This is a genomic window from Priestia sp. BR_2 (assembly GCF_041954005.1).
GTDB lineage: Bacteria > Bacillota > Bacilli > Paenibacillales > Paenibacillaceae > Paenibacillus_AQ > Paenibacillus_AQ lautus_A.
In genome coordinates this window covers 158,080-182,737 of the sequence record NZ_JAVFHM010000227.1, presented here as the reverse complement: position 1 = coordinate 182,737, position 24,658 = coordinate 158,080, and the positions used below count along the sequence as shown (strand labels likewise).

Genomic DNA, 24,658 nt, shown 5'->3' with positions numbered 1-24,658 from the left:
GAGACTTCATGATAAAAACAAAAATTCTCATTATCGAAGATGAGGAGCCGATCGCCGATCTGCTGGCTTATGGCCTCGCGATGGAGGGTTTTGAAACCCGTACCGCGTCCAGCGCTGCCGCAGGCTTTAGGGAGCTTGCGGCTTTTCGTCCCGATCTGCTGCTTCTGGATTGGATGCTGCCCGACCAAAGCGGGCTCGATATATGCAAAAAAGTAACAACGGACTACAACATCCCCATATTCATGATTACGGCAAAATCCGACATTACGGATAAAGTGCTCGGTCTTGAATTTGGTGCCGATGACTATATTACGAAGCCCTTCGATCTGAGGGAGGTGGTCGCCCGAATTCGCACGATCCTCCGGCGGCTGGATCAGGCGAACCAGGGGGATAGGGAAGGGGCGCCGGAAGCCGTGATCCGCTTTAAGGGCATCGAGATCGTAACGGAAGAGCGACTGGTCAGGAAAGACGGAAGCACGGTCGATCTTACGCCGAAGGAATTCGACCTGCTCATGACCATGTACGGTCACCGGGGGAAGATTTATACCCGCTCGGAACTGCTGGATTTAGTCTGGGGTTATGATTTCATGGGGGATACGCGGACGGTGGATACGCATATTCAGAGGCTCCGCAAAAAATTGGATGCCGGCGATCTGATCACAACCGTATTCGGCATCGGGTATAAGTTCGAGAAGCAGGCGGAATAAGAGATGATCCGGACCATCAGAGCCAAGTTTATTGTTGGTTTTTTTGTGATCTTCAGTCTGTCGTTCCTCGTACTTAATCAAACCGTCAAGGAGATCATTCGGACAAGCAATCAGAAGATCGTAACTTCCGATCTGGTCGGACTTAAAAACAACAGCAATGTATATGTAAGGCAAGCTTTCCTTATCAATCATTTTACGAACAATAAGCTATATTTCGGGCAGATGGCCGAGGAAATGGTGAATGATTTGAAGCATGCTACCTCCAGCCATGTCAGTGCGTACACCGTCGACGGCAAGTTGCTGTTCTCATCGGACGAGAGACGATTCTCGGGACCCTCGGATGCGGATCTTCGCCAAGCGATCGAGGGAAAGACGGCCTATACCATCACCTATGGCCGAAACAGCGGAACCGTTCTCTATTCATATCCGGTTATCATCGACGGAGTCAAGGTCGGCATATTGAGATTTACCAAGGATTTTACCCTGCTCTACGAACAAAGCGGCCGGATCATGGACATTATATTTTACATTGCGCTGGCCATATTCGGAGCAGCGTTCCTGTTCTCGTACCTGCTGTCCAGGAATATTACCATACCGTTAGTGAAGCTTACCCGCGCTTCCACTGAAGTAAAGAACGGGAACCTGGATGTTCGAATCCGGTTTCGGCGAAGAGATGAAATCGGCGAACTGGCTCTGAATTTCAATGACATGATCGACCGGATCGGTAGCCAGATATCCACGATTGAGCGTGATCGGGATCGCTTGAAGGAGCTTAATGCGCAAGAGAAACGTTTTTTTGACAATGTGACCCATGAACTCAAAACGCCGCTCACCTCCATTCTGGGTTATGCCGAGATCATTCGGGAGAAAGGGGATGACGATCGGGAGTTCTTCGATAAGGGCATGAATCACATCGTTGAAGAAAGCCGACGTCTGCATGGCATGGTGCTAAGGCTGCTGGAAGTATCCCAGCACAACCCTGGAGAAGAGGATGTAGAGCTTGTGGATTCGGGTAAAATTTTGCGCGATGTAGTTGACTCCATGTCGTTCCGGGCCAAGCGCTATAAAAAGAGCATCGTTTGCGAGGCAGAGGAAGGGTCCTTCGTGCTTGGCCAGCCAGACCGGCTGCGCCAGCTCTTTATCAATCTTCTGGATAATGCCATCAAATATAGTGCTGCCCAATCGGAAATAACCGTCAAGGCTGAGCGTTCGGACGGAAGCGTTCGTTATACCTTCGATAATCCCGGAGAGCCCATACCGGCGGACGAGCTTGCAAACGTCTTTCAGCCGTTCTACTCGGTGAGCCAGAAGCAGAAGGAAGAGGGCAGTGTGGGTCTGGGCCTCAGTATCGTTAAATCCATCGTCGATGATCACGGCGGAATCATCCGTATCATCAGCGAGAATTTTCATACTGTCGTCTACGTTGAAATTCCTTATGTAAAGGCGGGGGCTGTCCAATGAGATATCGTTATAAAGAGCTTGTTTTATGCATTGCTATTGCCTTGATTATACTGACAGGCTGTGCAAGCGGACTGCAATCAGAGACCGTCATCATCCCCGGCACGGAAACGGATCAAGCCGTGGTTGAGGGAAGCCGGCCATTCCAAGTGAAGACGATTTATCGAATGCCAGAATCCAAGGAACAAGGGGAATTGCTCGGCTGGTCATCATCCGAGTCGGTGGTCGGTCTTTTTTATGAAACCGAAGCAGTAAATGCGGCGAAATTGAGCTTGCAGCGTTTTTCCCCCCCGTACGAGCGAGCCGACCATTTGTTGGAGATTGAAATGAATAAGTTCTCGTATCAATTATCCCCCAATGGAAAATATGTTTCAGGAATTGCCAAAACGGATGAGGGCGTTTTTCTGCAATTGACAGCATATCCGGGCGGGGAGGTGGAAAGCCTCGAAGCTACGACGGAAGCCAATCAGGAGCTATGGTTTGAGGAGCCGGCTTGGTCCGGCAACAGCCGGTTCGTAAGCTATATGGTGATGGAATCAAACAAAAGGCAGTCCAGTATCGGGATTTATGATACGGAATCGGAATCGGCACGTGTTCATCGGTTGAAGGGTCTTGAAACGGAAGCCCTTCCCTTGAAAGTGATTGTCTCGGATGACGGGAAGATGGCGCTCATCGTTCTGGATGAATACGGTCACGGTCGTCGAATTGCTATGGGAGCCGTCAACGGCAATACGATTGATGTTCAGTATGAGCATGAAATCGGGGCAGACCAAGCCGCATGGTTGAACGACGACCAATTCGTGTTTTTAGGAACGGAGGGAACCTTGTACGTATATGACCGCAGAAATCACGAGCTGTCCATTCTGCTGGAGAAGGTGGATAGCTTCGAGTTCTCGCAGGATCGCAAATATGTCGCCTATTCCCAGAACGGGGAGGATACGATTTATGCAGGTAAGCTTCAAGGGAAGAATGTACTGAGCGCAGAGCCCATCTATCATGGGGTCATACCTTCTAAGATGTATTGGAGTCCGCACCATCGCCGGCTGCTCGTGAACGGCCGCAAAAATTATTCCAAAGAGAAGGGACCGGTTGCGATCGAACCCACGGATCAACAGCCATTTATAATCGAGTTCAAGTAAAGGGCTGAGGGTTCTTCGACCACCCGAAGCGATTTTTCATGAGGCGACAGATTGAACGGCTAGGCGTTCGGTCTGCCGCTTTTTTCATGGATTCCAAGAGGACATTCATGTCCATTTAGAGATTTGGCGTACTTTCGAAGAGAGGATTGACAGATCAAACCAAAAGATGTTAAATTATCCGGCAACTAAACCTTGGCCGATGGGGTTTATATTATGAGAGCGCCGTACGATTAACGTTCATTAGTGAAGGGGGATATGATAAAAGTGAGTAAGATCGCCCGTAACCTAAAGGAAATCAAGGCGGTATCGCGATGAGTGACAGGTCATGGCGGATTTTTTTTGCAATCGTGGCGTTGATCATATTGTCGGGAGCGGTCTTTTCATTAGTTCAATCCAGAACGACCTACAAGGAGTTGATGGGCGATCAGATCCATGACACACAGAAGATAGATCAGATAGTCATTGAGAAAAGGGACAGTTCTTACGATGCGGAGCGACTAAAAATTACCGATCCGGCGACCATTGAACGGATCATGAATAGCTTCTCCGATGCGAAGTTACAAAGGATCGAGCAATACCCAAGAGGGACGGATTACTGGATCTGGATTAATGTCGAATACAAGCCCTTTCAAATACATTATACGGAACCGGATATCGTCCGGATTTCTCCGAATAGAGGCATACATAAGAAATATTCCTGGACCTACAGGATCACCAATGGCTATGATAAGTCGATCATTCAAGATCTCTTTAAGGAAGAATAGCAGGTGACTTCAGACTAGGGCAATTTTGTAATCAAGGCAGAATAAAATTCATGAAAAGATGAGGAACCGGACGATGAAGCTAACCGAACAAAATTTGAGCAAAATGCAGAATATCATCAAGGAGCATCAATTCGAACATGCCGCAGAGTATTTAATCGAGCATACGCGGCAAGGCGTACGATTATCCAAAAAGAAGCTGGAGGACTATGCCGAGTCAAACAACTCGCGCTTTGGCGGTGACCCGGATCTTCCCGAAGCGGTGGAGTGGCCCCTCAATTCGGAGGGACTACCAATGACGTTTCTGGCACAGCTCCAGTTGAAGGATGTGGCAGCTCAGGACGCCACTAGCTCGCTGCCGACAAGCGGAATGCTGTATTTCTTCGTTGGCGTGGATGAACCCGCCTATAACATTGAGCACCGAGTGCTCTATCTTCCCGAGGGTCAGAGTTCGGGAGCGGTTCGACGACGCGCTCCCGAGGAAACCGCGTTAGATGAGGTGTTCACCGGCTACCGTGTGGAGGCCCGAGCCACGCTTGAGCCTCCTAATTATGCTTATGTGGATGATGAGGTTATCGAGGATGAGGAGCATGATTATGAATCATACGAGGAGCTGTGCTTTCAATTGACGGGTCTAAATTCCGGCGACCTCGGGACCATCTTTGGCTATCCTTCGACCCAGCACGGCGATTGTGAGTTTGAGGCTGCATTAATGCTCTTAACCGGTTCAGAGTACAATTACTCTATGGATGCAGCCATGCAGCAGATCACCAAGCATTGCGGCGGCAGCGCGGAACGCGCGCAGCAGGAAATTCAGGATACGGTGCTGCTGCTGGCTGTCGATTCGGACGACGATGTCGGTTTTTGCTGGTGGGATGCGGGAGAACTGCAATTTTTCATTCGAAAAGAAGATCTGCTGGCCAAGAATTTCGAGCGCACGTATTGTTCCCTGTACTCAAGCTGATCGTAATCAAACGAGTTAGTGCGATTATAAGGCGCAGCAATGGGTAGGAATTCAGCAGGTACATATGGAGGTTATGAAGCCATGAAGGAGAAGGTTTTGAAGGCATACGACAAGCTGGCTGGAGACTACGAACGGCATGTGGATTCGCAGAGCGGGCACAATGCCTTTTACGAGAGGCCGGCCATGCTCCGGATGCTGCCGAAGAACATGGAGCGGATGTCCGTATTGGATGCCGGATGTGCCGCCGGGTGGTATACGGAGCAGTTGATTCAACGGGGGGCTAGGGTGACGGCGATCGATCTGAGTCCGTCGATGATTGAAGCCTGCAAAAGGCGAGTGGGCAGTGAAGCGACCATCGCTGCATGCGATCTGACCGAGACCCTGCCATTTGCAGATGAAGCTTTCGATTACATCGTAAGTTCATTGACGCTTCATTACATTGAGCAGTGGCTGCCAACCTTTCGCGAATTTCAGCGGGTGCTGAAACCCGGAGGCCGCTTGATTTTCTCCGTGCATCATCCCTTTATGGATTTTAAGCATTTTGACCGGCAAGACTACTTTGCGCGAGCGTTGCTGACGGAGATTTGGAACAAACCGGAGTCCGGTCCCGTCGAGGTCGCTTTCTACAGAAGACCGATGCAAGAAATCATCAACGTGACCTCCTCCTGTTTCAGCATCGAAGAGATGGTCGAGCCGCAGCCGAGCTTAGAGCATAAAGACAAGCCTGAGGCGGAGGCCTGGATGGCAAAATGGTATGATCGATTAATGACGAATCCTCATTTCTTGATCGTGAAAGCCCGAAAATCAAAATAGCAAAAAGGAACCGCGAACCTGCGGTTCCTTTTTGCTATTCACCCGCATGGAGGAGCATCGGGCAAGAGGACCGAAGTCAGCGGTACCTTTCACGAGAGCGCATCGTTTGCAACAGTAGGTATCAAGCTACCAACAGATGGAACATTGTTCCGATAGGTGTACTGTGGTACGATCGGAATAAGATTCGATCGGTGATCATGGCCGATTCACCACACGCAGATTTGGAGCTTACATAATGGGAACACCTTACTCCGCTGTTATTACGCTGATCGTCACGGCAGGTGTATTGAACATTATCATGGGTCTTTACGTGCTGACAGGACGCTCTAGGCTTGCAACGGTAAAAACCTTCTTCATCTTCAGCATGCTGGCCGCGATTTATACATTCGGTGCTGCACTCGAATTGTCCAGCCGTTCGCTTCAAGAGATTCAGTTCTGGATCAAGTTTGAATATCTAGGGATGCCGTTCTTACCGCCCCTTAATTTATTGATCATTCTGACTTATTTGGGCATGGAACGATATTTGAGACCCGGCCTGCTGATTTCAATGTTTATCATACCGGTCGTAACCCTGCTGCTTGTTATGACCAACGAACGACATCATCTATATTATCGGGATATCCTATTACGGCCGGACGTTTCCGCTTTGAAGGTGGATATCGTGGCCGGACCCTGGTATATCATTCAAGGCGCCTACACTTTCGCCTGCTTGATAGGCGGGGTCGTACTGCTGCTTCGAAGCTGGCGCAAGATGCCATCCTACCGCTTTCAGCTGGGCACGATGCTGATGGGTCTTGTCCTGCCCCTTATCAGCGATTTTCTCTATCTTGGCGGACTCACGCCCGATGGAATGGACCCGATCCCCGTCATCATGACGTTGACCTCGGCCCTTTATCTCTGGGCGCTGACATCCAAGGGTTTGTTTCATGTTGCGCCGATTGCAAGGGACAATCTCTTTACGAGCATGCGGGAGGGCGTCCTCGTATTGGATCTGGACAACCGTTTGGTTGACTTCAATCCGGCTGCGGCAGCCATGATGCCGGAGCTGAGCCCTTCGGCCATTGGAGAACCGTTACATGAGATGTGGCAGCTTCACACCGCAGAGCCCATTTTCGGTATGGTGGAACGGGAAGGTCCGGATACGGGGGAAGCGGACATTGAAGAGATTCGCTGGCAATTAGGTAACCATTCGCTTCATTATCAGATCAGGTCTTCTACCGTTCGCAACCAGAGAGGACGAGAGGCCGGACGATTAATCGTCCTGATCGACGTGACCGATAAGGCGCGTCTTCAGGAGGAGCTGCGACAGATGGCCTACTACGATGGTTTGACCCGAATCTATAACCGCTCGCACTTTATGAAACTCAGTTACGCCCTTCTGAATCAGGCGGTTCGGAATCGTGAGCCGCTCGTTTTCCTGCTGTTCGATATCGACCATTTCAAACGAATCAACGATGTTTACGGCCACGATATTGGCGACCAAGCCCTGCAGCACATCGTCGAATTAACGCGGAAGACTCTGCGGGCTGAGGACCTGTTCGCCCGTTATGGCGGCGAAGAGTTTGCCGTTGCCATGCCCGGTCTCTCGACATCGGAGGCAACTGCCGCTGCGGAGCGGATCCGTGCCAAGCTGCTAACGCAGCCGATGACTACGCCGCAAGGACCGCTGATGATTACAGCCAGCTTCGGCGTTGCCGCGGTAAAGACAAGCTCCCATAACGGCACAGTCGATGCGGAAGCAGAAGAAGCTTGGTGGGATACTGAATTAAAGAAGGTATTGAAGCAGGCGGATCGCGCGCTATACGAAGCCAAACGCTCCGGTCGGAACACGGTTCGGGTGTCGGATGAGGAGTAATACCAGCATAGACTCAGGCTCAATTGAACCTTCATATGAAAAATAGCGGAATCTATGTGTATAATAGCTATTGGTTGTATAATGAATGCAATGCGATATATCACATCTAAGGGGAGAGAATCATATGTTATGGAATGAAATCACGACACTGGAAGAATGGGACCACATTCTGAAAAAATCCTCCGAACGCGGTCAAGTCATTTTGAAGCACAGCACGACATGCCCGGTTAGCGCCAACGCTTTGGCTGAGTTTGAATCTTATTTGAAAAAGACGCCAAACGGCGATGTGGATTACACCTTGGTCAAAGTCATCGAATCCCGTCCGGTTTCCAATAAAATCGCCGAGGATTTGAACGTGAAGCATGAATCGCCGCAAATCATCTACGTCAAGGACCAAGCGAAGTACTGGACGGCTTCCCATTGGGCGGTAACAACGGAGCACATCACAGCCGTTCTGGACTGAACAACAGCCTGCATGTCGACGGAAAGCAAGGTGTTCATCATGAAAGATCTGGAAGAACTGACATCCATCGAGGCGATCGAACGATTTATTGAAGATCACACCTTCAGTTTTGTATATGTATCCCGGGAAGATTGCAGCGTATGCCATGCGATATTACCCAAACTTAGACAACTGTTAACACAGTTCCCGCGTATCTCGTTGGGCCGTATCCAGGCCGAAGCGGTAGGGGAAATCGCTTCGAGATTTTTGATATTCACCGCACCAGCGCTCCTCCTATTCGTAGAGGGCAAAGAGCTTGTGAGGGAAGATCGATTCGTACAGTTCGGGGAGTTAGAGCGAAAATTAAATCAAATCATGAATTTCGTTAACTAGGCCTCTTTTTCATGCAATGAATGCATTAGGCGATATTCCAAAGTCTTCTGACTTACCGGAATTTCGCCTTTTTGCGTTTGTTTTGTGATGCTGCTTCACGCAATCCCTACGGATGAAAGTTCGAATAATTGTCGGAAACCGGGACTTATTTGCACTCGAATGTTACTAAAGTATTAAAAATCGACATGGAATAGCCGATCTATTAATAGTGCAAAAGATGTGAGGTTTATGGAACCATGTAGAGCAAATGCATCGTTGTTCCCCTGTTTCGCATAACAAGACGTTTTCGAGAAACACCCCTTTACCAGAATCATAACGGAGGAAGAAATGCGCTTCTTTACATCTGAATAATTTTGAAAACGGTCATGTATTAACGAAAAAATTCCTGAAATTTTCATTGTATCCAGGAAAGTAGGTGATGCGAAAAGTGAGTTAAAAGGGATCCCTGTTATATATGAAAATACATATGAGTTATCAAAGGAGAGACACCGAGTGAGTAAGACAAAAACGTTCTCTAAAGGTATGCGTTTCAAAAATCTTAGCATTGTTACAAGAAACATGATATGGACAAGTCTCTACATCATGATCACGGGCGCCATCGTCATTGGTGCAAGCTTTTATATCCAGGACAACGTGCTGACCAAGCAGCTGCAATCCGATTCGGGGAAAATCATGGATACTTTGGTCAAGTCCGTATCCGTTCAAGATGCTGAAGCGGTTAAAGGTTCCACCGACCGGAATTCGGACATACAGAAGAAACTAACCGGCACGTTTGATGAGCTGTCCGTTACGTATCCTAACATCGCGCAAGGATATATTTTTGGACCTGAGCTGGAGGACGGCAACAAGACCTCGATTATCGCTATGCCTACGGCGGTGCTCGACATGTTTGCCGAAGAGAATTTAAATCTGGGCGACCTATATGAACAGCCGAAAATTCATGCCGACGCGGTCCGTGAAATGATGAAAACGAAAAAAATCGTTTATACCAAAGCGTATACAGACAATTACGGGACGTGGATCACCGTGCTGCATCCCTTCCAGAATTCGAACGGAGAAATTTTCGCTTACATGGGCATCGACGTGGATGCCAGCTTGATCGCCTCCGGGAAGCAGGAACTGCTCACCAACACGCTTTTTGCGCTGTTGATCACCCTGCTGATCGTATTGGCCCTGCAGTACTTCACGATTAGACGCACATTCGCCCCGATTCAGGCTTTAATGGGAGCGCTGGACAAGCTGAGCAAAGGCGATTTCACGGTTCAGTTAAAAGCAGGCGACGATGAACTCGGGCAGGTCAATGCCAAGTTCAATACGACGGTGAATCATATCAATGAGCTTGTTACCACGATCAAATCGGTGTCGGAGCAATCCGCTGAGCAGTCCAAGTTCCTCTTCTCGGCCGTGGAAATCAACAATAACAATTCTTCGGCGATTACCAAGAACATGGAGGAAATGTCCGATCGGGTCGCTGTCCAGAGCACTTCCATTACGGAAAGCGTGGTGTCGCTTGAGGAGATCTCATCCGGCGTATCGACGATTGCCGGCAATACATCGGATTTATCCGAAATATCCATCCAGATGAAGGCGCAGTCGGAACGAGGGAACCACAATGTGGAACAGGTGATCGAGCAGATGAATTCGATTGATCATTCGGTCAAAAATTCGGTGCATATCATCGAAAAGCTGCAGAACCGCTCCCATGAGATCGGACAGATCGTACAGGTTATTACCGAGATCGCTTCTCAGACGAATTTGTTATCGCTCAATGCAGGAATCGAGGCGGCCAGAGCGGGCGAAGAGGGCCGAGGTTTTGCCGTCGTTGCCAGCGAAGTGAAGAAGCTCTCGGAGGAATCGAGAAAATCGGCAGACCAAATCATTGAATTGGTTCGTTACATCCAGGAGGAGACGGCATCCGCGGTAGAAGCCATCAGCGAAGGCGAACACAACGTCGCCAAGGGAATGGAAGTTGTCAAAGAAACCGGCGAGCTGTTCAAAGGCATGCTGGTGGCCACGGATACGGTAACCAGCCAAATTCAAGAGGTGTCTGCAGCAACCCAGCAGATGGTGGCCGAGACCGAACAGATCACCGCTGCGATTAAACAACTGGCTGAGCTCGCAGAGAAGAACTCGACCGTGTCGGGCGAGATCCGTATCAGCGCCCAGGAGCAGCAGGCTTCCTTCGCCAAAATCTTCGAGTCTGCCGAGCAGATCAATCAGGTGTCCGCCGAACTGGAGGCTCTCGTAAACAGACTGCGAGTGTAATGACGCCGGAATAGAAAAAGCATAGAAAAAGATGGAGCTGAAACCTTTGAATACTACGTTGATGATCGAACAAGGCAAAGAATATTGGTTGAATGAACTGCAGCTACCTTTACCGGGATTCTATCTGTACACCGATGGTCCAGCGCATCTTCAGCATCAAGATTTCGACCGCATGGCGATTCCCCTTCGTATCGAAACCGGTAAAATCCAGCGTTTCCGCGACGCGTATAACATCAAGTCATGGATGCTGACAAGCTATGCGGTGTTTCTGTACCGCATGACGCACGATTCGGATTTGCTGATCGGCGTGAACAATGAGAAGGGCAATTTGCTTCCGCTAAGAGTGAGCATAAGCGAAAATGATTCATTTGCTCGTTTGTATGAGCAAATTTCGGCCAAGATGGAGCAGATTGAAGCAAGCATCCTTTCCCTTTCTGACATCGAAGGTTTTATCGGTCAGCCGCTCCATCTGCGGACGATTTACGGCCGGAACGGCAACGGCTATGCCTACGGTGTAAGCGGGCTGAACTGGGTGGTTCAGGAGGAGGAAAGGGATCAATGGACACTTTATGTTTCCTATGCCCAGCCATTGTTCAAAGAAGAAACGATTGAAAAATTCAGCAGGCATTTCGAGCTGCTTGCGGCAGCCGCTCTTGAACATCAGGAGATGCCGGTTAGCCGTCTGCCTATGCTGACGGAAGAGGACCGGAATGCCTATGCAATCCTCAACGACACGAAGATGGAGCTTCCGGAAGATCCGACGCTCGTGGCAATGTTCGCTGCGGTTGTGGAGAAATATCCGAAGCGAATTGCATTATCTTCCGGCCAGGAGCAGATCACGTACGAACAGCTTGACAGGCAGTCGAACCAAATTTCCCATATGCTCATAGCCAAGGGGCTGCGCAAAGGCCAGTTCGTCTCGATATTTATGAAGAGAAGCCTCGATACGATTATCAGCATGCTCGGCGTCCTCAAAGCCGGGGGAGCCTATATCCCGCTGGATCCTTCCCATCCGGATGAACGAAATGCCTATATTATCGAGGATACGGCATCAAACATCATTCTGACGCATCCGGATTTCACGGCGAAACTGAATGGACTATTGGCCCAAGTCCAAACCAAACCGGAATATTTCTGTCTCGATGACCATGTCTATTCCTATCCGGCAGAAGCTTGCGGCGTGGGCGTGACGGGCGATGATCTGGCCTACATCATTTATACTTCCGGTTCTACAGGCAAACCGAAGGGCGCATTGATCGCCCATCAAGGCGTCGTGAATCTGGCACTGGCCAATCGGGAGAATTTGCAGATGAGCGAACGGGATATTATTCTTCAATATTCCACATTCAGCTTTGATGCTTCCGTTTACGATATATTCGGCTCACTGGCTTGCGGCTCGCGTCTGCATCTCCTATCGGATGAGCAGCGCTTCTCCATAGATGCCTTTACGGAAGCGGTGGCAGACACCAACGCAACGCGCGTCGCGATATTGCCTACGGTGTTCTTCAATCAATTGGCAGCGTATTTGCCGATGGAGGACACACACAAATACCGTAACATCAAAACGATCGTGGTCGGCGGGGAAGCTTTGGCGGGAGAAACCGTTCGCATGTTCCGGAAGAAGCTTCCGATTCCAATCGTGAACCTTTACGGCCCTACCGAAACGACCGTCGTGGCAACAGGGCATGTCGTGGATTATCCGATTTCGGAGGATCTGGCCACCGTGTATATCGGTACGCCTTTTGCCAACTATGAATTGTATATCGTAAACGAACATGATGAATTATGTCCGACTTGCGTAACGGGGGAATTGCTCATCTGCTCGGTAGGCGTAGCCAAGGGATATTTGAATCAGCCCGAGAAGACCAAGGAAGCCTTCATTCCGGATCCGATAACGCCCGAATCAGGCAAACAGTACTACCGTTCGGGCGACTTGGTGCGGCTGCTGCCGAACGGGCAGGTGGAATACCGGGGAAGAAAAGATTCACAGGTGAAAATCAGAGGCTTCCGGATTGAGATCGGGGAGATCGAGGACAATCTGGCAAAGCATGAGTGCGTGAAGGATATCGCAGTCATTCCGAGAACGGATGAGGACGGAAGCAAAATGCTGGCGGCATTTTACACTTCACATGATGGACAGGCCGTCCCTGCCAAGGAATTGGTACAATTCTTAAGCCGGAAAGTGCCGAGTTACATGGTACCTAAATACATCGGTTTCGTGGAAGAAATGCCGTTGTCCCCGACGGGTAAAATAGACCGCAAGAAGCTGGCTATATACGACCTGTCGATGGAGGCGGAAGAGGATAACTCCCCATACGAAGCCCCGGTTAACGATACCCAGCGGGATATCGCCGCAGCCTGGGAAAAAGCGTTGGGACAAACCAAAATCGGCATCCACGACGATTTCTTCGATATCGGCGGCTATTCGCTGAAAATCCTGGAGATTCTGGTCCTCCTTAAGCCTCGATATCCGCAGTTGAAGATCAATGATTTCTTTGTATTTCCAACCATAGCGAAACTAGCGGAGAGAGTTGCGGAATTAGGCAGCCAGGATATCTTGGTCGATCCATTGGAGGAACGGGATCTCCCGATTCAGGATTTGGCGGAGTATCCGATTTCTTTTCCTGTCAATCATGCTTCGGAACAAGTGTATACCCAGCAGCATATTTTGCTAACCGGCGCAACGGGGTATTTGGGATCTCATTTGCTGCACGAACTGCTGTATCAATCCACCGCAACCGTATATTGCCTGGTTCGGCCTTCAAAGCTGATGGAGCCGTATATTCGCCTGGAGCAGGTCATGACGGGATATTTTGGCGAAGACATAAAGTCTCGAATGGACAAGCGGGTGATCGCGATTCAGGGCGACTTGGAGCAGGAGTCTCTGGGGCTTGGGGCAGAAGACCTGGCCCTGATTGAAGGGCGCATCGATTCCATCATTCATTGCGGAGCTGAGGTGAAGCATTTCGGGGATGCCGACTATTTTGCCCGAGTTAATGTTGAGAGCACGGACAGACTACTTGCTTTGGCCCAAAAGAAACCTAATACCCGCTTCCATTTTATATCTACGCTTGGCATTCCGGAGGACCTGGCGCTGGGCGGCCAATGGGAGGCGATCGTTGCCGGAACGGGCTACGAGGAGTCGTCCATCGAGAATGTCTATACGAACAGCAAGCTGGAAGCCGAGAAGCTGGTCATCAAAGCCGGTAAGGAACGAGGCATTCCGGCAGCGGTATACCGGGTCGGCAATTTGTCCTGTCACTCCGAGAACGGAAAATTTCAGAAGAACATAGATAACAACGCGTTTTATCGCATGCTGAAGGCGATGGTGCTGTTGAAGAAAGCGCCTAGCGTGAAGTGGCAAGTGGATATTACGCCGATTAACTATGCGGGGGAAGCGATTACTGCGCTGCTGCTTCAGCAAGAGACCGTCGGCCGAGTATTCCATATCTGCAATCCGGTTGCCATTCCTTACGAGGATATGGTGGAGCATTTTAAAGATTATGGATATGACATTGCCTTGATGGACTGGAAGGAATACGAGGCATGGTTATTGGATCCGCAGCAGCCGAAGAACAAGGAAGGCCTGGAGCTGGCCATGGCACAGTTTGAAGGCGACGGGGCGAAGAATTCCGTTTACCGGTATACTTGTCCGCAAACTTCGGAATTCCTCCGTAACACGGGCGTGAAATGCGCTGTGCCGGACAAGCCGTTTTTTGAAAAGATGATGGATTATGCCGCTGGCATTGGATATTTCGTGAAGCCTGAGTAACGATATTCAGGTTAGCAAGCAAGAAACCGCGAATGCTTTCGCGGTTTTTTTGTAATTTTTTGTGCGTATGGTACGGCAAGGCGGCAAAGATGTTTTTAGGGCTCGATTATGGTACGATCATACTGATTTAAGTCCATAATCACCAAATGAGGTGGCCCATGAATAACGAACAATGGAAGCAGGCAGAATCCGCGCTGGCTTGCATGGAAGTGATCAAGAATGGCACCAACGACCCGGTAACGATTGAAGGCGAATCGGATGACCTGCGCTGTGTCGGAATCGGCACGGATGCTGCGGTATTCGTCTATGAACCTATGCCGGCATATGCTTATAAATTGTATGCTGTGGAGGCGCTGCCCAAGAAGGAAGCGGAGATCAAGGTCTATCAAGAGCTGATGGGCAGTCCTTATTTTCCTGTATTTTATGGGACAGGCGAGCGGTATGTAGCGATCAGCCATGAATCCGGATTAACCTTGTACGATTGCTTGCTCTATGGTGTGCCCGTTCCTAGGCAGGTCATAGAGGATGTCGAAGCAGCACGCTCCTTCGTGCGTAGCAAGGGCTTGAACCCGCGGGACATTCATTTGAAGAATGTACTGCTGCAGGACGGCAGAGGGAAAGTGCTCGATGTATCCGAGTATGTTCAGGATGGCAACGACAAGCGATGGGAGCATCTCATGTGGGCTTACGACAATGTATATCCGCTGCTTGAGGGCAAGAAGCTGCCGCTCTGGGTATTGGAAGCCGTGAAGAACGGATATTACCGTCTTGATCCATCCAGCGTGAACATGCAGGAGTTCGCGGATCGGATCGGCAGATTATTTTTCAGAAAATAGCAGTTGGATTCATACGAAGATGGCAGGAATGTTGTCGTTATTATTTTTGAGAAAAAGGCTGCGAATCAATCCCCCTTAAGCATATGCTCTTGCTTCAGGGGGATTTTTACTTAGAACATACTCCAGTCCATCTCCCGGGACAAGGTTTGCAGGAGATGCACGCCGGCATAACTGTTCCCTTTATCATTCAGTGCCGGGCCTACCACGCCGATGCCGTAACGTCCCGGTACTAATGTTAAGATACCTCCTGAAACGCCGCTTTTGGCCGGCAATCCTACCTGAATGGCAAATTCGCCCGACGCGTTGTACATCCCGCATGTCGTCATGAACGTCTTGGCGATTTGAACATACCTGCGAGGAATGAGCGTTTTGCCGGTTAGCGGATCCAAACCGCTGCAGGCCAGGACCAAGCCCATCCGGGCTAAATCGGCACAATCCACAACAATGGAGCAGTGCCTGAAGTATACCTCCAACACCTCTTCAACATCTCCGCTGAGAACCCCGTTTTCTTTCAAAAAGAACGCTATGGAACGATTTAAATTTCCGGTATCCGATTCCGAGCGATAAACGCCCATATCATAATCCAAGTTGACGTTCCCGGATAGCTCTTTAAGAAACTGAAGAATTCTACTTGACTTCTCGTACGGGCTGCTTCCGTTAATCAAGGAAGAAACGGTAATCGCGCCTGCATTAATCATCGGATTGAAGGGAATGCCGGGCCGAACCAGCTCCAGCTTCAACATGGAATTGAAGTTGTCTCCGGTCGGCTCCATGCCAACCTTGCCAAAAACGGTTTCCTCTCCATTGTCCATCAGTGCCAGGATCAGCGTGAATACTTTGGAGATGCTTTGCATCGTAAAACGAAGCCCGCAGTCCCCGGCTGTGACGGATTCTCCCTGAGCGCTTAGAAGGGTAATGCCCAAGGCATCATGTGGAGCTTTGGACAGTTCGGGAATGTAAGAGGCGACTTTACCTCTGTCTGAGCATGGCGAGCTTGCTTTCAGCCAGTCCGGCAGCCGCTGCCGGATGGCTTCGAGGTCGGGAGATGTCATCGTTTATACCCCTCCATGGATACATATTGATGAGTCCGAGTCGTTACTGCTGTTTTGTTAAGCTTTATGTAAGGTTCGTATAAAAATCGTGTAAGGTTCGCCTTCTATAATTACATCTGTGCTTAACAAACGACGACTTGAAGGAGAAGCCATATGACAACCATATTACAGGCAAAACATGTAGAAAAAATATTCGGTATCCAAGGAAATTCATATACGGCATTGCAAGATATCAATCTTGAGATTCAGGAAGGCGAGTTTGTCGGCATTATGGGACCCTCCGGGGCCGGCAAATCCACGCTGCTGAATATCTTCTCGACGATCGATACACCGACGGCAGGCGATATTACCATTGCCGGACAACATATCCTGTCGATGAACGAGGAGCAGTTATCCGATTTTCGCCGGAATCAGCTTGGATTCATATTTCAGGACTACAACCTGCTGGATACCCTGACCGTCAAAGAAAATATTGTACTGCCGCTGGCATTGTCCAAGGTGTCTGCCGCGGAGATTGAGAAGCGGGTTAACGAAATCGCCGACACGTTCGGCATTCGCGATATCTTAGGCAAATATCCTTATCACATCTCGGGGGGCCAGAAGCAGCGCACCGCAGCATCGCGCGCCATCGTTGCCCATCCTAGTCTGATCCTGGCGGACGAGCCGACAGGGGCGCTGGATTCCAAGTCGGCGGCCAGCCTGCTGCAAAGTTTAAAGAAACTGAATGAGTTTCATCATTCCACCATCCTGATGGTCACTCACGATGCCTATGCGGCAAGCTTCTGCAAACGCGTCATTTTCATAAAAGACGGCCGGCTGTACCAGGAGCTCCATCGAGAAGACCAATTGCGCAAGGTATTTTTTGATCAAATACTCGAAGTGCTGGCCGCGCTTGGGGGTGAACATGATGACACTGTTTAGCATTGCCAGAAAAAACATCCGCAAAAATCTCGCAAATTACTTTTTGTATTTCGCCTCGATGATTTTTAGTATCGTCATTTACTTCACTTTTGTTTCATTGAAATATGATACGGCGATACAGTCCGCTGCGGAGGGGTCGACCAAAATCAGTTCGGCCTTTAGCGCTGCCGCCGTCGTGCTGATCATCTTCGTGGCTGTTTTCATCTGGTATTCCAACTCGTTCTTTACCCGCAAACGCAAGAAAGAAGTCGGACTGTATTCGCTGCTTGGCGTTAGGAAGAAACAGATCGGGCTGATGTTATTTTATGAAAACTTTCTGATGGGCGTGCTGGCTTTGCTGGCTGGGATAACTCTCGGATCCGTGCTCGCCAGATTTTTTGTTTCCCTGTTAATGAAGGTGATGGGTTACGACGCGATAACGAGCTTTTCGATATCCCCCGAGGCCATCATCAACACCACCATCGTGTTCATGATCATAACGCTTATTACGTCGTTGCAGGGTTACCGATTGATCTACCGGTTCAAATTGATTGAATTGTTTCATGCGGATCAGGAGGGAGAACAGGAACCCAAGGCTTCATGGATTACCGCCATATTGTCGCTGGTGTTCGTTGGCGTCGGTTACTGGCTGGCCCTGCAGAATTTGCTGCAATCCAAGGTATGGGCAGCGATGGGATTCATGCTGACGCCGCTCGTCATCCTCATAACGGTGATTATCGGCACGTATCTGCTGTTCAGCACCCTGACCGTAACCTTGTTGAAATTATCCAGGAATAACAAGAACAGATTTTGGAACGGGATGAACATCATCAGCATCTCCCAGCTTCTATATCGCATCAAAGGCAATGCTCGTACGTTAACCATCATTGCGGTGCTAAGCGCAACGACGCTTACCGCCGTCGGAACGGCTTACAGCTTTTATTACAGCAATGCAGCCAATGCCTCGCTAGCAAACCCGAACAGCATGACGTTTATTAGCGGCGATGACGTGACAACCAAACGAATCGACGAGCTGATCGCCTCCTCATCGGACCATGGGCTGTTGTACCATGCAACCGTGCCTGTCCTTGAAGTGGATGCCGATGTCAGCGGACTTGATGCGGCATTCTCGTATGACATGCAGATCTACAGCGCCATATCCAATCAGGATTTTAACGAGCTGGCGAAGCTGCAGGGCCGCAAGGAAGCCATGGAATTAAAGGGCGATGAGGCTGCTGTGCTGGACCCGGTTTATTACGAAGGCATATCGCCGGCGTATGTGGGCTCGAAGGTGAAGCTTATGCAGAACAACCAGGAGCATGATATCACCTTTAAGGAATTGAAGAAATTCAGTGTGCTGAACATGGGGACGGTGTACTCCACCATCGTCTTAAGCGATGAGTTATTTGCGAAATTGGAGAAGGAGACAAATAAATCTTTTAGCCTGGAAGCATACGGCATATCGAATCAGGACCAAGCAAAGCAGTTAACGGAGGAAATTGAGGGCGTCCTGCCGGAAAGCGCGGGATTCGCAAGCTATTATCAGGATTATGCAAGAGGAATGGAATCGTCGGGCCTGTTGATATTTATGGGAGGATTCCTGGGGCTCGTGTTCCTCACGGCGACCGGCAGCATCATATACTTCAAGCAATTAACCGAAGCGAACTCGGATAAGGCAAGGTACCGGATATTAAGTAAAATCGGCGTGAACAAACGCGAGGTCAGAAAAACCATCGCCCACCAGGTTTTGTTTATCTTTGCGCTGCCGCTCATCGCCGGCATTGCCCACTGCTCGGTAGCATTGATAGCCTTGTCCAGGCTTCTAAACATGAATCTGGTGATACCGGTCGTGATCTGTATGGGCGTATATACTTGCATCTATCTCATCTACTATGTAGTCACCGTGAATGCCTACTATAGAATCGTAACGAAAAACAAATAGGTTTATCAAGAAAAGGAGAGTAACCATGAAAAAAACAATGATCTTCGGCGGCGTTTTAGCCGTCCTCCTAATCGGATTCATCATCTTCATTCAGAACGTGAACATGAATCGTCTCGGTACGGATCAATATTTTGTGCAAGTTCAAGAAGGGACGCGAGTAGAAGATAAGTCTGATAATGGAGAAAAATACGTCTACTATGAATACAATTTGGAGGGCTTTGATAAAGAGGGAGCGGCAAAGACATTAACCTTTACAGCGCATAAAGAGCTGCGTAAGGAAGCTTACTTGCGTGTCTATGTTAAAAAAACAGGCGTCAGCTCCTATCAAGAGGTACAGGCCAGCGAGCTGCCGGGACCAGCCAAGCTGAAGCTTGATGCTTTAGGGAAATAAGGGATCGTATCTTAGGGGGATAACATGATGAATTCATTGAGAAGTAGAACGGCGAATTTGACCAAAAAAACGATCATCGGCTCGCTCGCATTGACTTTGGCGGCGGGCCCGGTCATCGGACCGGGAAGTGCGGCGGCGAAAGCTGCGCCAGCTTCAACGATTGCGCCAATCGCAGCGGATATTGAAGCACAAGCACCGATTCATTACGATATTCAGGCTAGGCTGAATGAGAAGGATATGACCATGCAGGGAAGCAGCAGGATCACCTATCGAAACACCAGCCAAGATACGCTGAGTGAGCTGGCGTTCCATACATATGCCAACGCCAACCGCTCGGCATCAACGCAGACGTCCATGTTTAAACGATCAAACGAAGAAATCAGCAAGAACCATCCGGATAAACAACCGGAGGATTTTCTTGGCGGCATTGATATCGAGAATGTGACCTCCAGCGGTCAAGCTCTTGATTTCAGCGATAAAGAACAGGCTTTGACCGTTCAATTGAGGCAGCCCTTGCCGCCTGGCGGATCGATCACGGTATATATGGATTTTTCTTTGAAGATTCCGTATGGCTCACAGCGCTTATCGTATTACCATGATATTGTGAATGGCGCTCACTGGTTTCCGGTCATGTCGGTCTATGACGAGGATAAGCATCAATGGAATACTACCCCTTACAGTTCAACGTTCGAGACCGATTATTATACTTCTGCGGATTATGAAGTAGATATCAATGTTCCTGATGCTTATCAAGTGGCGATGCCAGGCACGATAACGACACGGAATGACGTGAAACCCGGCCGCAAAGTCGTTTCGGCTGTTGCCAATAATACAAGGGAATTCGTATTCTTTGCCAGTCCCAATTTCAAGGTGGACAGCGTTACGCGTGACGGGTTGACGATCGAATATTTTTATTTTGATAACGAACCGGGAAAGAAACAGATCATAGACCGGTATATTGATCAAGCATTTAAGGCCATTCAATTCTTTGGTGATAAATACGGCGCATATCCATATCCAGATTTTCGCATCGTGGAGTCATATGTAGAGGGCGTGGCTATCGAATATTCGCGTGTCATTCAAATGGGGCAAGTTCAGGGGCAGGCTGATCCGGCGCAGGATACGGTATTCGTTCATGAAATCGCTCATCAATGGTTCCACGCGCTGATCGGGAACGATTCGGAGACGGAGTCTTTCCTCGATGAAGGTTTCGCCGATTTTTCCAAGGTGTATTTTGCCGAGAAGCAGGGGGATAAGCTGAATGGCTTTAGATCCATTCAAGTTGACGATTCCTCGCTGGAACTTGCTATAGCGTCAAACAATGACGAGGTGGGGGATATGGCTAGTCCGGTATATTACGATAAAGGCCGCCAAGCGATCTACCAATTGTATCGTTCCGTGGGCGAAGAGAAGTTTGACCGCATGATGAGGGAATATTTCAAACGCTATGTCTACAAAAATGCTACGATTGAGGGGCTGCTCCAAACGATAGACGACGTGCTCGGAAATGAGGCGCGAAACGAAATGGCCGCCGCGCTATATCAACCGGGTTTTGTGCTAAAGCCAGAATACCAGCTGACAGAGGAAGAGAAAACCGCCTATATGCATGACCAGTTTCAATTGCTGTATCAATCGGCCTTAACCCAAATTCCAGATTTGCCCTACGAAACGATGAGCCGTATCATGGATAAGGCCCTTCAGGGAGAGCCGTTATCGATCGTCCTGAGCGATCAAGCAAGCAGGCGAACACGCAAACAGCAAGAAGCCATGGTAAACCAGCTCTCGATGCTTATGGATATCAGCGGAGTGAAATACGAGGTCATTCGGGATCGCCAGGTATTGAAAAAGAAAATGAAAAAGGAACTGGGGACCAACAACCTGATCGTGATCGGCAACGGTAAAACGAACGGGGTGATCCAGGCCCTGAAATCCGGTATCGTCGATCGGGCCAACAAAATGGGCTTTGCCTGGAAGGATACCATGAATCAACCGAGTGCTTCCGGAGCGTACGTGATCAAGCATCCATTTAATCAAAATCGCTTATTGCTGCACTATTTCTGGAATGGTGATCATATAACAGACGAGGCCATGGAGACGTACATGGCAAAAATGCAGGAATCACTCGGATTCACGAGCGCTTATTATCAGTACTATGTGTTGGACAAGACGGGGAAGGTGTTGTTAGATAAACAAGTGGTGAATCCATTGTCGAAGTTTTTCTCGGCGGAATAAGTGCCGATATCATTACGAGTTCAAGCAGGCTGGCGTAATTGAATAGCAGCTTGCCAAGTGGGTAAGATGGTTGTTATAGCAAGGGGGGGAATCAAATGGCGTTTGATCAAAGAGTACTAGTGGTTGATGATGAAGCCGATATTGTCAGGCTGCTTCAAACCGTGCTGATCAAAGAGGGGATCGATCAGGTGTACACCGCAGCTACGGCAGAGGAAGCATGGATTGAATTTCAGCAGCGTCAGCCCGATATCGTTATCCTGGATATCATGCTTCCCGACGGAGAAGGCTACGAGGTGTGCAAGAAAATCCGCAGCATCTCCAATGTCCCGATATTCTTCTTGTCCGCCAAGACGGAGGAGATTGATAAAATCCTGGGTTTTGCCATCGGCGGTGACGATTACATTACGAAGCCATTCAGCCCGAAAGAAGTGGCATACCGGATAAAAGCCCGATTTCGCAGACCGGAAATGCCTCAGCAAGAGGAAAAGCCGAATCGTCTTGTTCAAGTAGGACCATTTGAATTAGATGAGGAAAAGATCGAACTGAAGAAGAACGGCAAGGTCATTCCGCTGAAACCGAAGGAGCTTGGATTGCTGACGCTGATGCTCAAGCACCCGGGCCAGATCATGAGCAAGGAAAGTTTATATGATCAGGTGTGGGGCGAGGAATTTTTCGGCTTCGATAATACCGTGATGGTGCATATCCGAAGACTGCGGGAGAAAATCGAGGAGGATCCCTCCAATCCGCGTTATCTGCTGACGGTAAAAGGCCTTGGGTATAAGCTAGCCGTAGAGGAAGAATAAGGCATGAGGTGGAAGCTTACCGGCAGGTATCTGGTCTCCGTCGTGCTTATTGTCGTCATCGTGATTATTATGAATATCATCGTTGTCATCGGCTTGTTTGTTGTGCAATCGATGAATGAGGATTTCCTGACCGCCGGCAGGCAAACCTCGGCAGAGGCGATTTCCCGATCCTTCAAGGAGCATATCGTGATTTCGGAATCCGGTGCTTCCGTGAGCGAGAAGGGCAAGGACATTCTGAAGCAGAATGAGGCCTGGCTTCAGGTTTTGGATGAGGATGGCAGGGAAATTTACCGTTATCGGGCTCCTGAAGGAGCGAAAACGAAATACACTCCGATTGATATGGTGCAAATTTATAAGTACATCGAGAAGGACGTGCTATCAACCGTCTTTATCGGCGAGAAAACATACTCCGATCATCGTTTCAGTTACTTGGTTGGCTTCACTTCTCCATACTTGGAGCGGCAAGTGCTCACGATCGACACTCGAAATTTTGTACAAACGTTCAAGATCTTTAGCTTGATCCTCATCATCGTTGACGGATTCATCGCCTTATGTATCGCATATATCTTCAGCAAGCGGCTGACCAAACCCATGTTTATGCTGATCGACAGCATTAAGCGGCTGGCGAACCGTAATTATCACATCTATCACCAGCCTAAAGGGGTGTACAAGGATGTGTTTGCCAACATCAATCTTCTATCCCAAGAGCTGCAAGCAAGCGAGAAGGAAAGAAAAAAATTGGATGCGATGAGGGAAGAGTGGATCGGCAATATCTCGCATGACATCAAAACGCCCCTGGCTTCGATTCAAGGCTATGCCGAAATGATGAAGGATACGGAGTACCAGTTCTCGCAAGACGAAATAAGGGATTATGCCGGGATCATTGAACGTAAATCCATCTATTTGCGGGACGTGATCGAGGATTTGAATCTGTCGACCCGCTTGAGGAACAAAGAGCTGATGCTGAATAAGAAGCATATAAACATTGTTAGTCTGGTCCGAAATGCCGTGATCGATACCTTGAACAATCCAGGTTATTCCAATCGGGACATTGAATTTGGTAGCAGCCATGAAGCCATTCAAGTCGAGGTTGACGATATCCTGATCCGCAGGGCGATCAGCAACTTGATTTTCAATGCAATCGTTCATAACCGCGAGGATGTTGCGATCAAGGTTCAAGTCGAGAAGAACGAGGATCATATTCTTATTCGGGTGGAGGACAATGGGAAAGGCATTAAGGAGGAAGAACTCGGAAGAATCTTCGACCGTTATTTCCGGGGGACGAATACGGGAGAGCTCCATAAGGGATCGGGGCTTGGCATGGCTATTACACGTGATATCGTCATCGCCCATGGCGGGGAGATTAAGGTTCGCAGCGAGGTTGGCCAAGGCACGATAGCGGAAATCAAGCTTCGCCTAGCGTAGAGACAGAGGCTATCCTTCCAGATTGGGTCGTTATGCGGACGATGGCCAAGGTTTCCCGCGGCTCGTCAAATCCCTCACGGCCGGGAATAACCCGGAGTAATCATAGCGCAAGCTGGATACACTACCGTAAAAAGGAGTGTATCATTATGAAACTGCTTGTTAAGTTATTGGTGCATGGGGTTATGATTACGGCACTGTTGGTTTCCCTAACCGATGCTTCGTTCATCGGTGCCCTATTGACGGCAGTGGGGATCGCCATCATTGCTTACTTGGTAGGGGATTTATATATTCTGCCTCGCACCAGCAATATGATCGCCACGATAGCGGATGCCGGCTTGGTATTTGTCATGCTGTGGATCATCGGCGCCGCTGCCAACTGGACCATTGATTTCTCGGAGATTCTGCTGCTGGCAGTACTTGCGGGGGCATTTGAGTATTTCTTTCATAGCTGGATCAGGGGCGAGCATCTTCTTAACAAAAAACAGCGAGCCTCGTAACTGCGCATTGC

At 49.2% G+C, this 24,658-nt stretch carries 20 protein-coding genes; 19 read left to right on the top strand and 1 reads right to left on the bottom strand.

Annotated features, from left to right (window positions below; genetic code table 11):
• Positions 1-8 precede the first annotated feature (8 nt).
• The 12 genes from RB298_RS17945 (at position 9) to RB298_RS17890 (ending at position 15,405) form a co-directional block, all read left to right on the top strand.
• Complete coding sequence (locus tag RB298_RS17945; protein ID WP_096775533.1) at positions 9-707, top strand: response regulator transcription factor; 699 nt, start codon at positions 9-11, stop codon at positions 705-707.
• A gap of 3 nt (positions 708-710) precedes the next feature.
• Positions 711-2,168 carry a sensor histidine kinase gene (locus tag RB298_RS17940; RefSeq protein ID WP_096775534.1) on the top strand — a complete coding sequence of 486 codons (1,458 nt, stop codon included), beginning with the start codon at positions 711-713 and terminating at the stop codon, positions 2,166-2,168.
• The gene (locus RB298_RS17935; RefSeq protein WP_486047832.1) at positions 2,165-3,304 is read left to right on the top strand and encodes a hypothetical protein; all 1,140 of its coding nucleotides are present in this window, start codon (positions 2,165-2,167) and stop codon (positions 3,302-3,304) included. Before RB298_RS17940 ends, RB298_RS17935 begins: the two co-directional genes overlap by 4 nt.
• Positions 3,305-3,615: 311 nt before the next feature.
• Positions 3,616-4,068 (top strand): hypothetical protein, encoded by a 453-nt coding sequence (locus RB298_RS17930; protein ID WP_096775536.1) that lies wholly within the window; start codon positions 3,616-3,618, stop codon positions 4,066-4,068.
• A 73-nt stretch (positions 4,069-4,141) separates the two neighbouring features.
• Entirely contained in the window at positions 4,142-5,029 is an 888-nt protein-coding gene (locus tag RB298_RS17925; RefSeq protein WP_375119615.1) for a YwqG family protein, read from the top strand.
• Positions 5,030-5,110: 81 nt separating this feature from the next.
• On the top strand, positions 5,111-5,842 hold the full coding sequence (locus RB298_RS17920) for a class I SAM-dependent methyltransferase (protein WP_096775538.1): 732 nt from the start codon (positions 5,111-5,113) through the stop codon (positions 5,840-5,842).
• A 235-nt stretch (positions 5,843-6,077) separates the two neighbouring features.
• Entirely contained in the window at positions 6,078-7,697 is a 1,620-nt protein-coding gene (locus tag RB298_RS17915; RefSeq protein ID WP_486047828.1) for a histidine kinase N-terminal 7TM domain-containing diguanylate cyclase, read from the top strand.
• 124 nt (positions 7,698-7,821) lie between these two features.
• The gene (gene ytxJ / locus RB298_RS17910; RefSeq protein ID WP_009591778.1) at positions 7,822-8,160 is read left to right on the top strand and encodes a bacillithiol system redox-active protein YtxJ; all 339 of its coding nucleotides are present in this window, start codon (positions 7,822-7,824) and stop codon (positions 8,158-8,160) included.
• 39 nt (positions 8,161-8,199) lie between these two features.
• Positions 8,200-8,532, top strand: a complete 333-nt coding sequence (locus RB298_RS17905) for a thioredoxin family protein (protein ID WP_375119618.1) — start codon at positions 8,200-8,202, stop codon at positions 8,530-8,532.
• 492 nt (positions 8,533-9,024) lie between these two features.
• Entirely contained in the window at positions 9,025-10,797 is a 1,773-nt protein-coding gene (locus tag RB298_RS17900) for a methyl-accepting chemotaxis protein (protein ID WP_452520512.1), read from the top strand.
• Between the two features lie 46 nt (positions 10,798-10,843).
• Entirely contained in the window at positions 10,844-14,569 is a 3,726-nt protein-coding gene (locus RB298_RS17895) for a non-ribosomal peptide synthetase family protein (protein ID WP_486047824.1), read from the top strand.
• Positions 14,570-14,727: 158 nt separating this feature from the next.
• Complete coding sequence (locus RB298_RS17890) at positions 14,728-15,405, top strand: serine/threonine protein kinase (RefSeq protein WP_192572166.1); 678 nt, start codon at positions 14,728-14,730, stop codon at positions 15,403-15,405.
• 110 nt (positions 15,406-15,515) lie between these two features.
• On the opposite strand, the gene glsA is transcribed toward RB298_RS17890, so the two are convergent.
• Positions 15,516-16,457, bottom strand: coding sequence for a glutaminase A (glsA, locus tag RB298_RS17885; RefSeq protein ID WP_192572165.1), 942 nt, complete (start codon positions 16,455-16,457; stop codon positions 15,516-15,518).
• A gap of 153 nt (positions 16,458-16,610) precedes the next feature.
• Between glsA and RB298_RS17880 the strand changes: the two genes are divergently transcribed.
• The 7 genes from RB298_RS17880 (at position 16,611) to RB298_RS17850 (ending at position 24,647) form a co-directional block, all read left to right on the top strand.
• Positions 16,611-17,378 carry an ABC transporter ATP-binding protein gene (locus tag RB298_RS17880; RefSeq protein WP_096775544.1) on the top strand — a complete coding sequence of 256 codons (768 nt, stop codon included), beginning with the start codon at positions 16,611-16,613 and terminating at the stop codon, positions 17,376-17,378.
• Positions 17,365-19,299, top strand: a complete 1,935-nt coding sequence (locus tag RB298_RS17875; RefSeq protein WP_486047852.1) for an FtsX-like permease family protein — start codon at positions 17,365-17,367, stop codon at positions 19,297-19,299. Before RB298_RS17880 ends, RB298_RS17875 begins: the two co-directional genes overlap by 14 nt.
• A 25-nt stretch (positions 19,300-19,324) precedes the next feature.
• Complete coding sequence (locus tag RB298_RS17870; protein ID WP_192572164.1) at positions 19,325-19,690, top strand: YxeA family protein; 366 nt, start codon at positions 19,325-19,327, stop codon at positions 19,688-19,690.
• Between the two features lie 27 nt (positions 19,691-19,717).
• Positions 19,718-21,922 (top strand): M1 family metallopeptidase, encoded by a 2,205-nt coding sequence (locus tag RB298_RS17865; protein ID WP_486047821.1) that lies wholly within the window; start codon positions 19,718-19,720, stop codon positions 21,920-21,922.
• 95 nt (positions 21,923-22,017) lie between these two features.
• Positions 22,018-22,725 (top strand): response regulator transcription factor, encoded by a 708-nt coding sequence (locus RB298_RS17860; RefSeq protein ID WP_213578213.1) that lies wholly within the window; start codon positions 22,018-22,020, stop codon positions 22,723-22,725.
• Between the two features lie 3 nt (positions 22,726-22,728).
• Positions 22,729-24,150: a sensor histidine kinase gene (locus RB298_RS17855; protein ID WP_486047818.1), complete on the top strand. Its 1,422-nt coding sequence runs from the start codon at positions 22,729-22,731 to the stop codon at positions 24,148-24,150.
• Positions 24,151-24,296: 146 nt separating this feature from the next.
• Positions 24,297-24,647, top strand: a complete 351-nt coding sequence (locus tag RB298_RS17850; protein WP_096775550.1) for a DUF2512 family protein — start codon at positions 24,297-24,299, stop codon at positions 24,645-24,647.
• The last annotated feature ends 11 nt before the right edge of the window (positions 24,648-24,658 follow it).

Bases quoted from the DNA above. Each gene is read 5' to 3' on its own strand.
- RB298_RS17945 (WP_096775533.1), top strand. From the start codon at position 9: ATGATAAAAACAAAAATTCTCATTATCGAAGATGAGGAGCCGATCGCC.
- RB298_RS17940 (WP_096775534.1), top strand. From the start codon at position 711: ATGATCCGGACCATCAGAGCCAAGTTTATTGTTGGTTTTTTTGTGATC.
- RB298_RS17935 (WP_486047832.1), top strand. From the start codon at position 2,165: ATGAGATATCGTTATAAAGAGCTTGTTTTATGCATTGCTATTGCCTTG.
- RB298_RS17930 (WP_096775536.1), top strand. From the start codon at position 3,616: ATGAGTGACAGGTCATGGCGGATTTTTTTTGCAATCGTGGCGTTGATC.
- RB298_RS17925 (WP_375119615.1), top strand. From the start codon at position 4,142: ATGAAGCTAACCGAACAAAATTTGAGCAAAATGCAGAATATCATCAAG.
- RB298_RS17920 (WP_096775538.1), top strand. From the start codon at position 5,111: ATGAAGGAGAAGGTTTTGAAGGCATACGACAAGCTGGCTGGAGACTAC.
- RB298_RS17915 (WP_486047828.1), top strand. From the start codon at position 6,078: ATGGGAACACCTTACTCCGCTGTTATTACGCTGATCGTCACGGCAGGT.
- ytxJ (WP_009591778.1), top strand. From the start codon at position 7,822: ATGTTATGGAATGAAATCACGACACTGGAAGAATGGGACCACATTCTG.
- RB298_RS17905 (WP_375119618.1), top strand. From the start codon at position 8,200: ATGAAAGATCTGGAAGAACTGACATCCATCGAGGCGATCGAACGATTT.
- RB298_RS17890 (WP_192572166.1), top strand. From the start codon at position 14,728: ATGAATAACGAACAATGGAAGCAGGCAGAATCCGCGCTGGCTTGCATG.
- glsA (WP_192572165.1), bottom strand. From the start codon at position 16,457: ATGACATCTCCCGACCTCGAAGCCATCCGGCAGCGGCTGCCGGACTGG.
- RB298_RS17880 (WP_096775544.1), top strand. From the start codon at position 16,611: ATGACAACCATATTACAGGCAAAACATGTAGAAAAAATATTCGGTATC.
- RB298_RS17875 (WP_486047852.1), top strand. From the start codon at position 17,365: ATGACACTGTTTAGCATTGCCAGAAAAAACATCCGCAAAAATCTCGCA.
- RB298_RS17870 (WP_192572164.1), top strand. From the start codon at position 19,325: ATGAAAAAAACAATGATCTTCGGCGGCGTTTTAGCCGTCCTCCTAATC.
- RB298_RS17865 (WP_486047821.1), top strand. From the start codon at position 19,718: ATGAATTCATTGAGAAGTAGAACGGCGAATTTGACCAAAAAAACGATC.
- RB298_RS17860 (WP_213578213.1), top strand. From the start codon at position 22,018: ATGGCGTTTGATCAAAGAGTACTAGTGGTTGATGATGAAGCCGATATT.
- RB298_RS17855 (WP_486047818.1), top strand. From the start codon at position 22,729: ATGAGGTGGAAGCTTACCGGCAGGTATCTGGTCTCCGTCGTGCTTATT.
- RB298_RS17850 (WP_096775550.1), top strand. From the start codon at position 24,297: ATGAAACTGCTTGTTAAGTTATTGGTGCATGGGGTTATGATTACGGCA.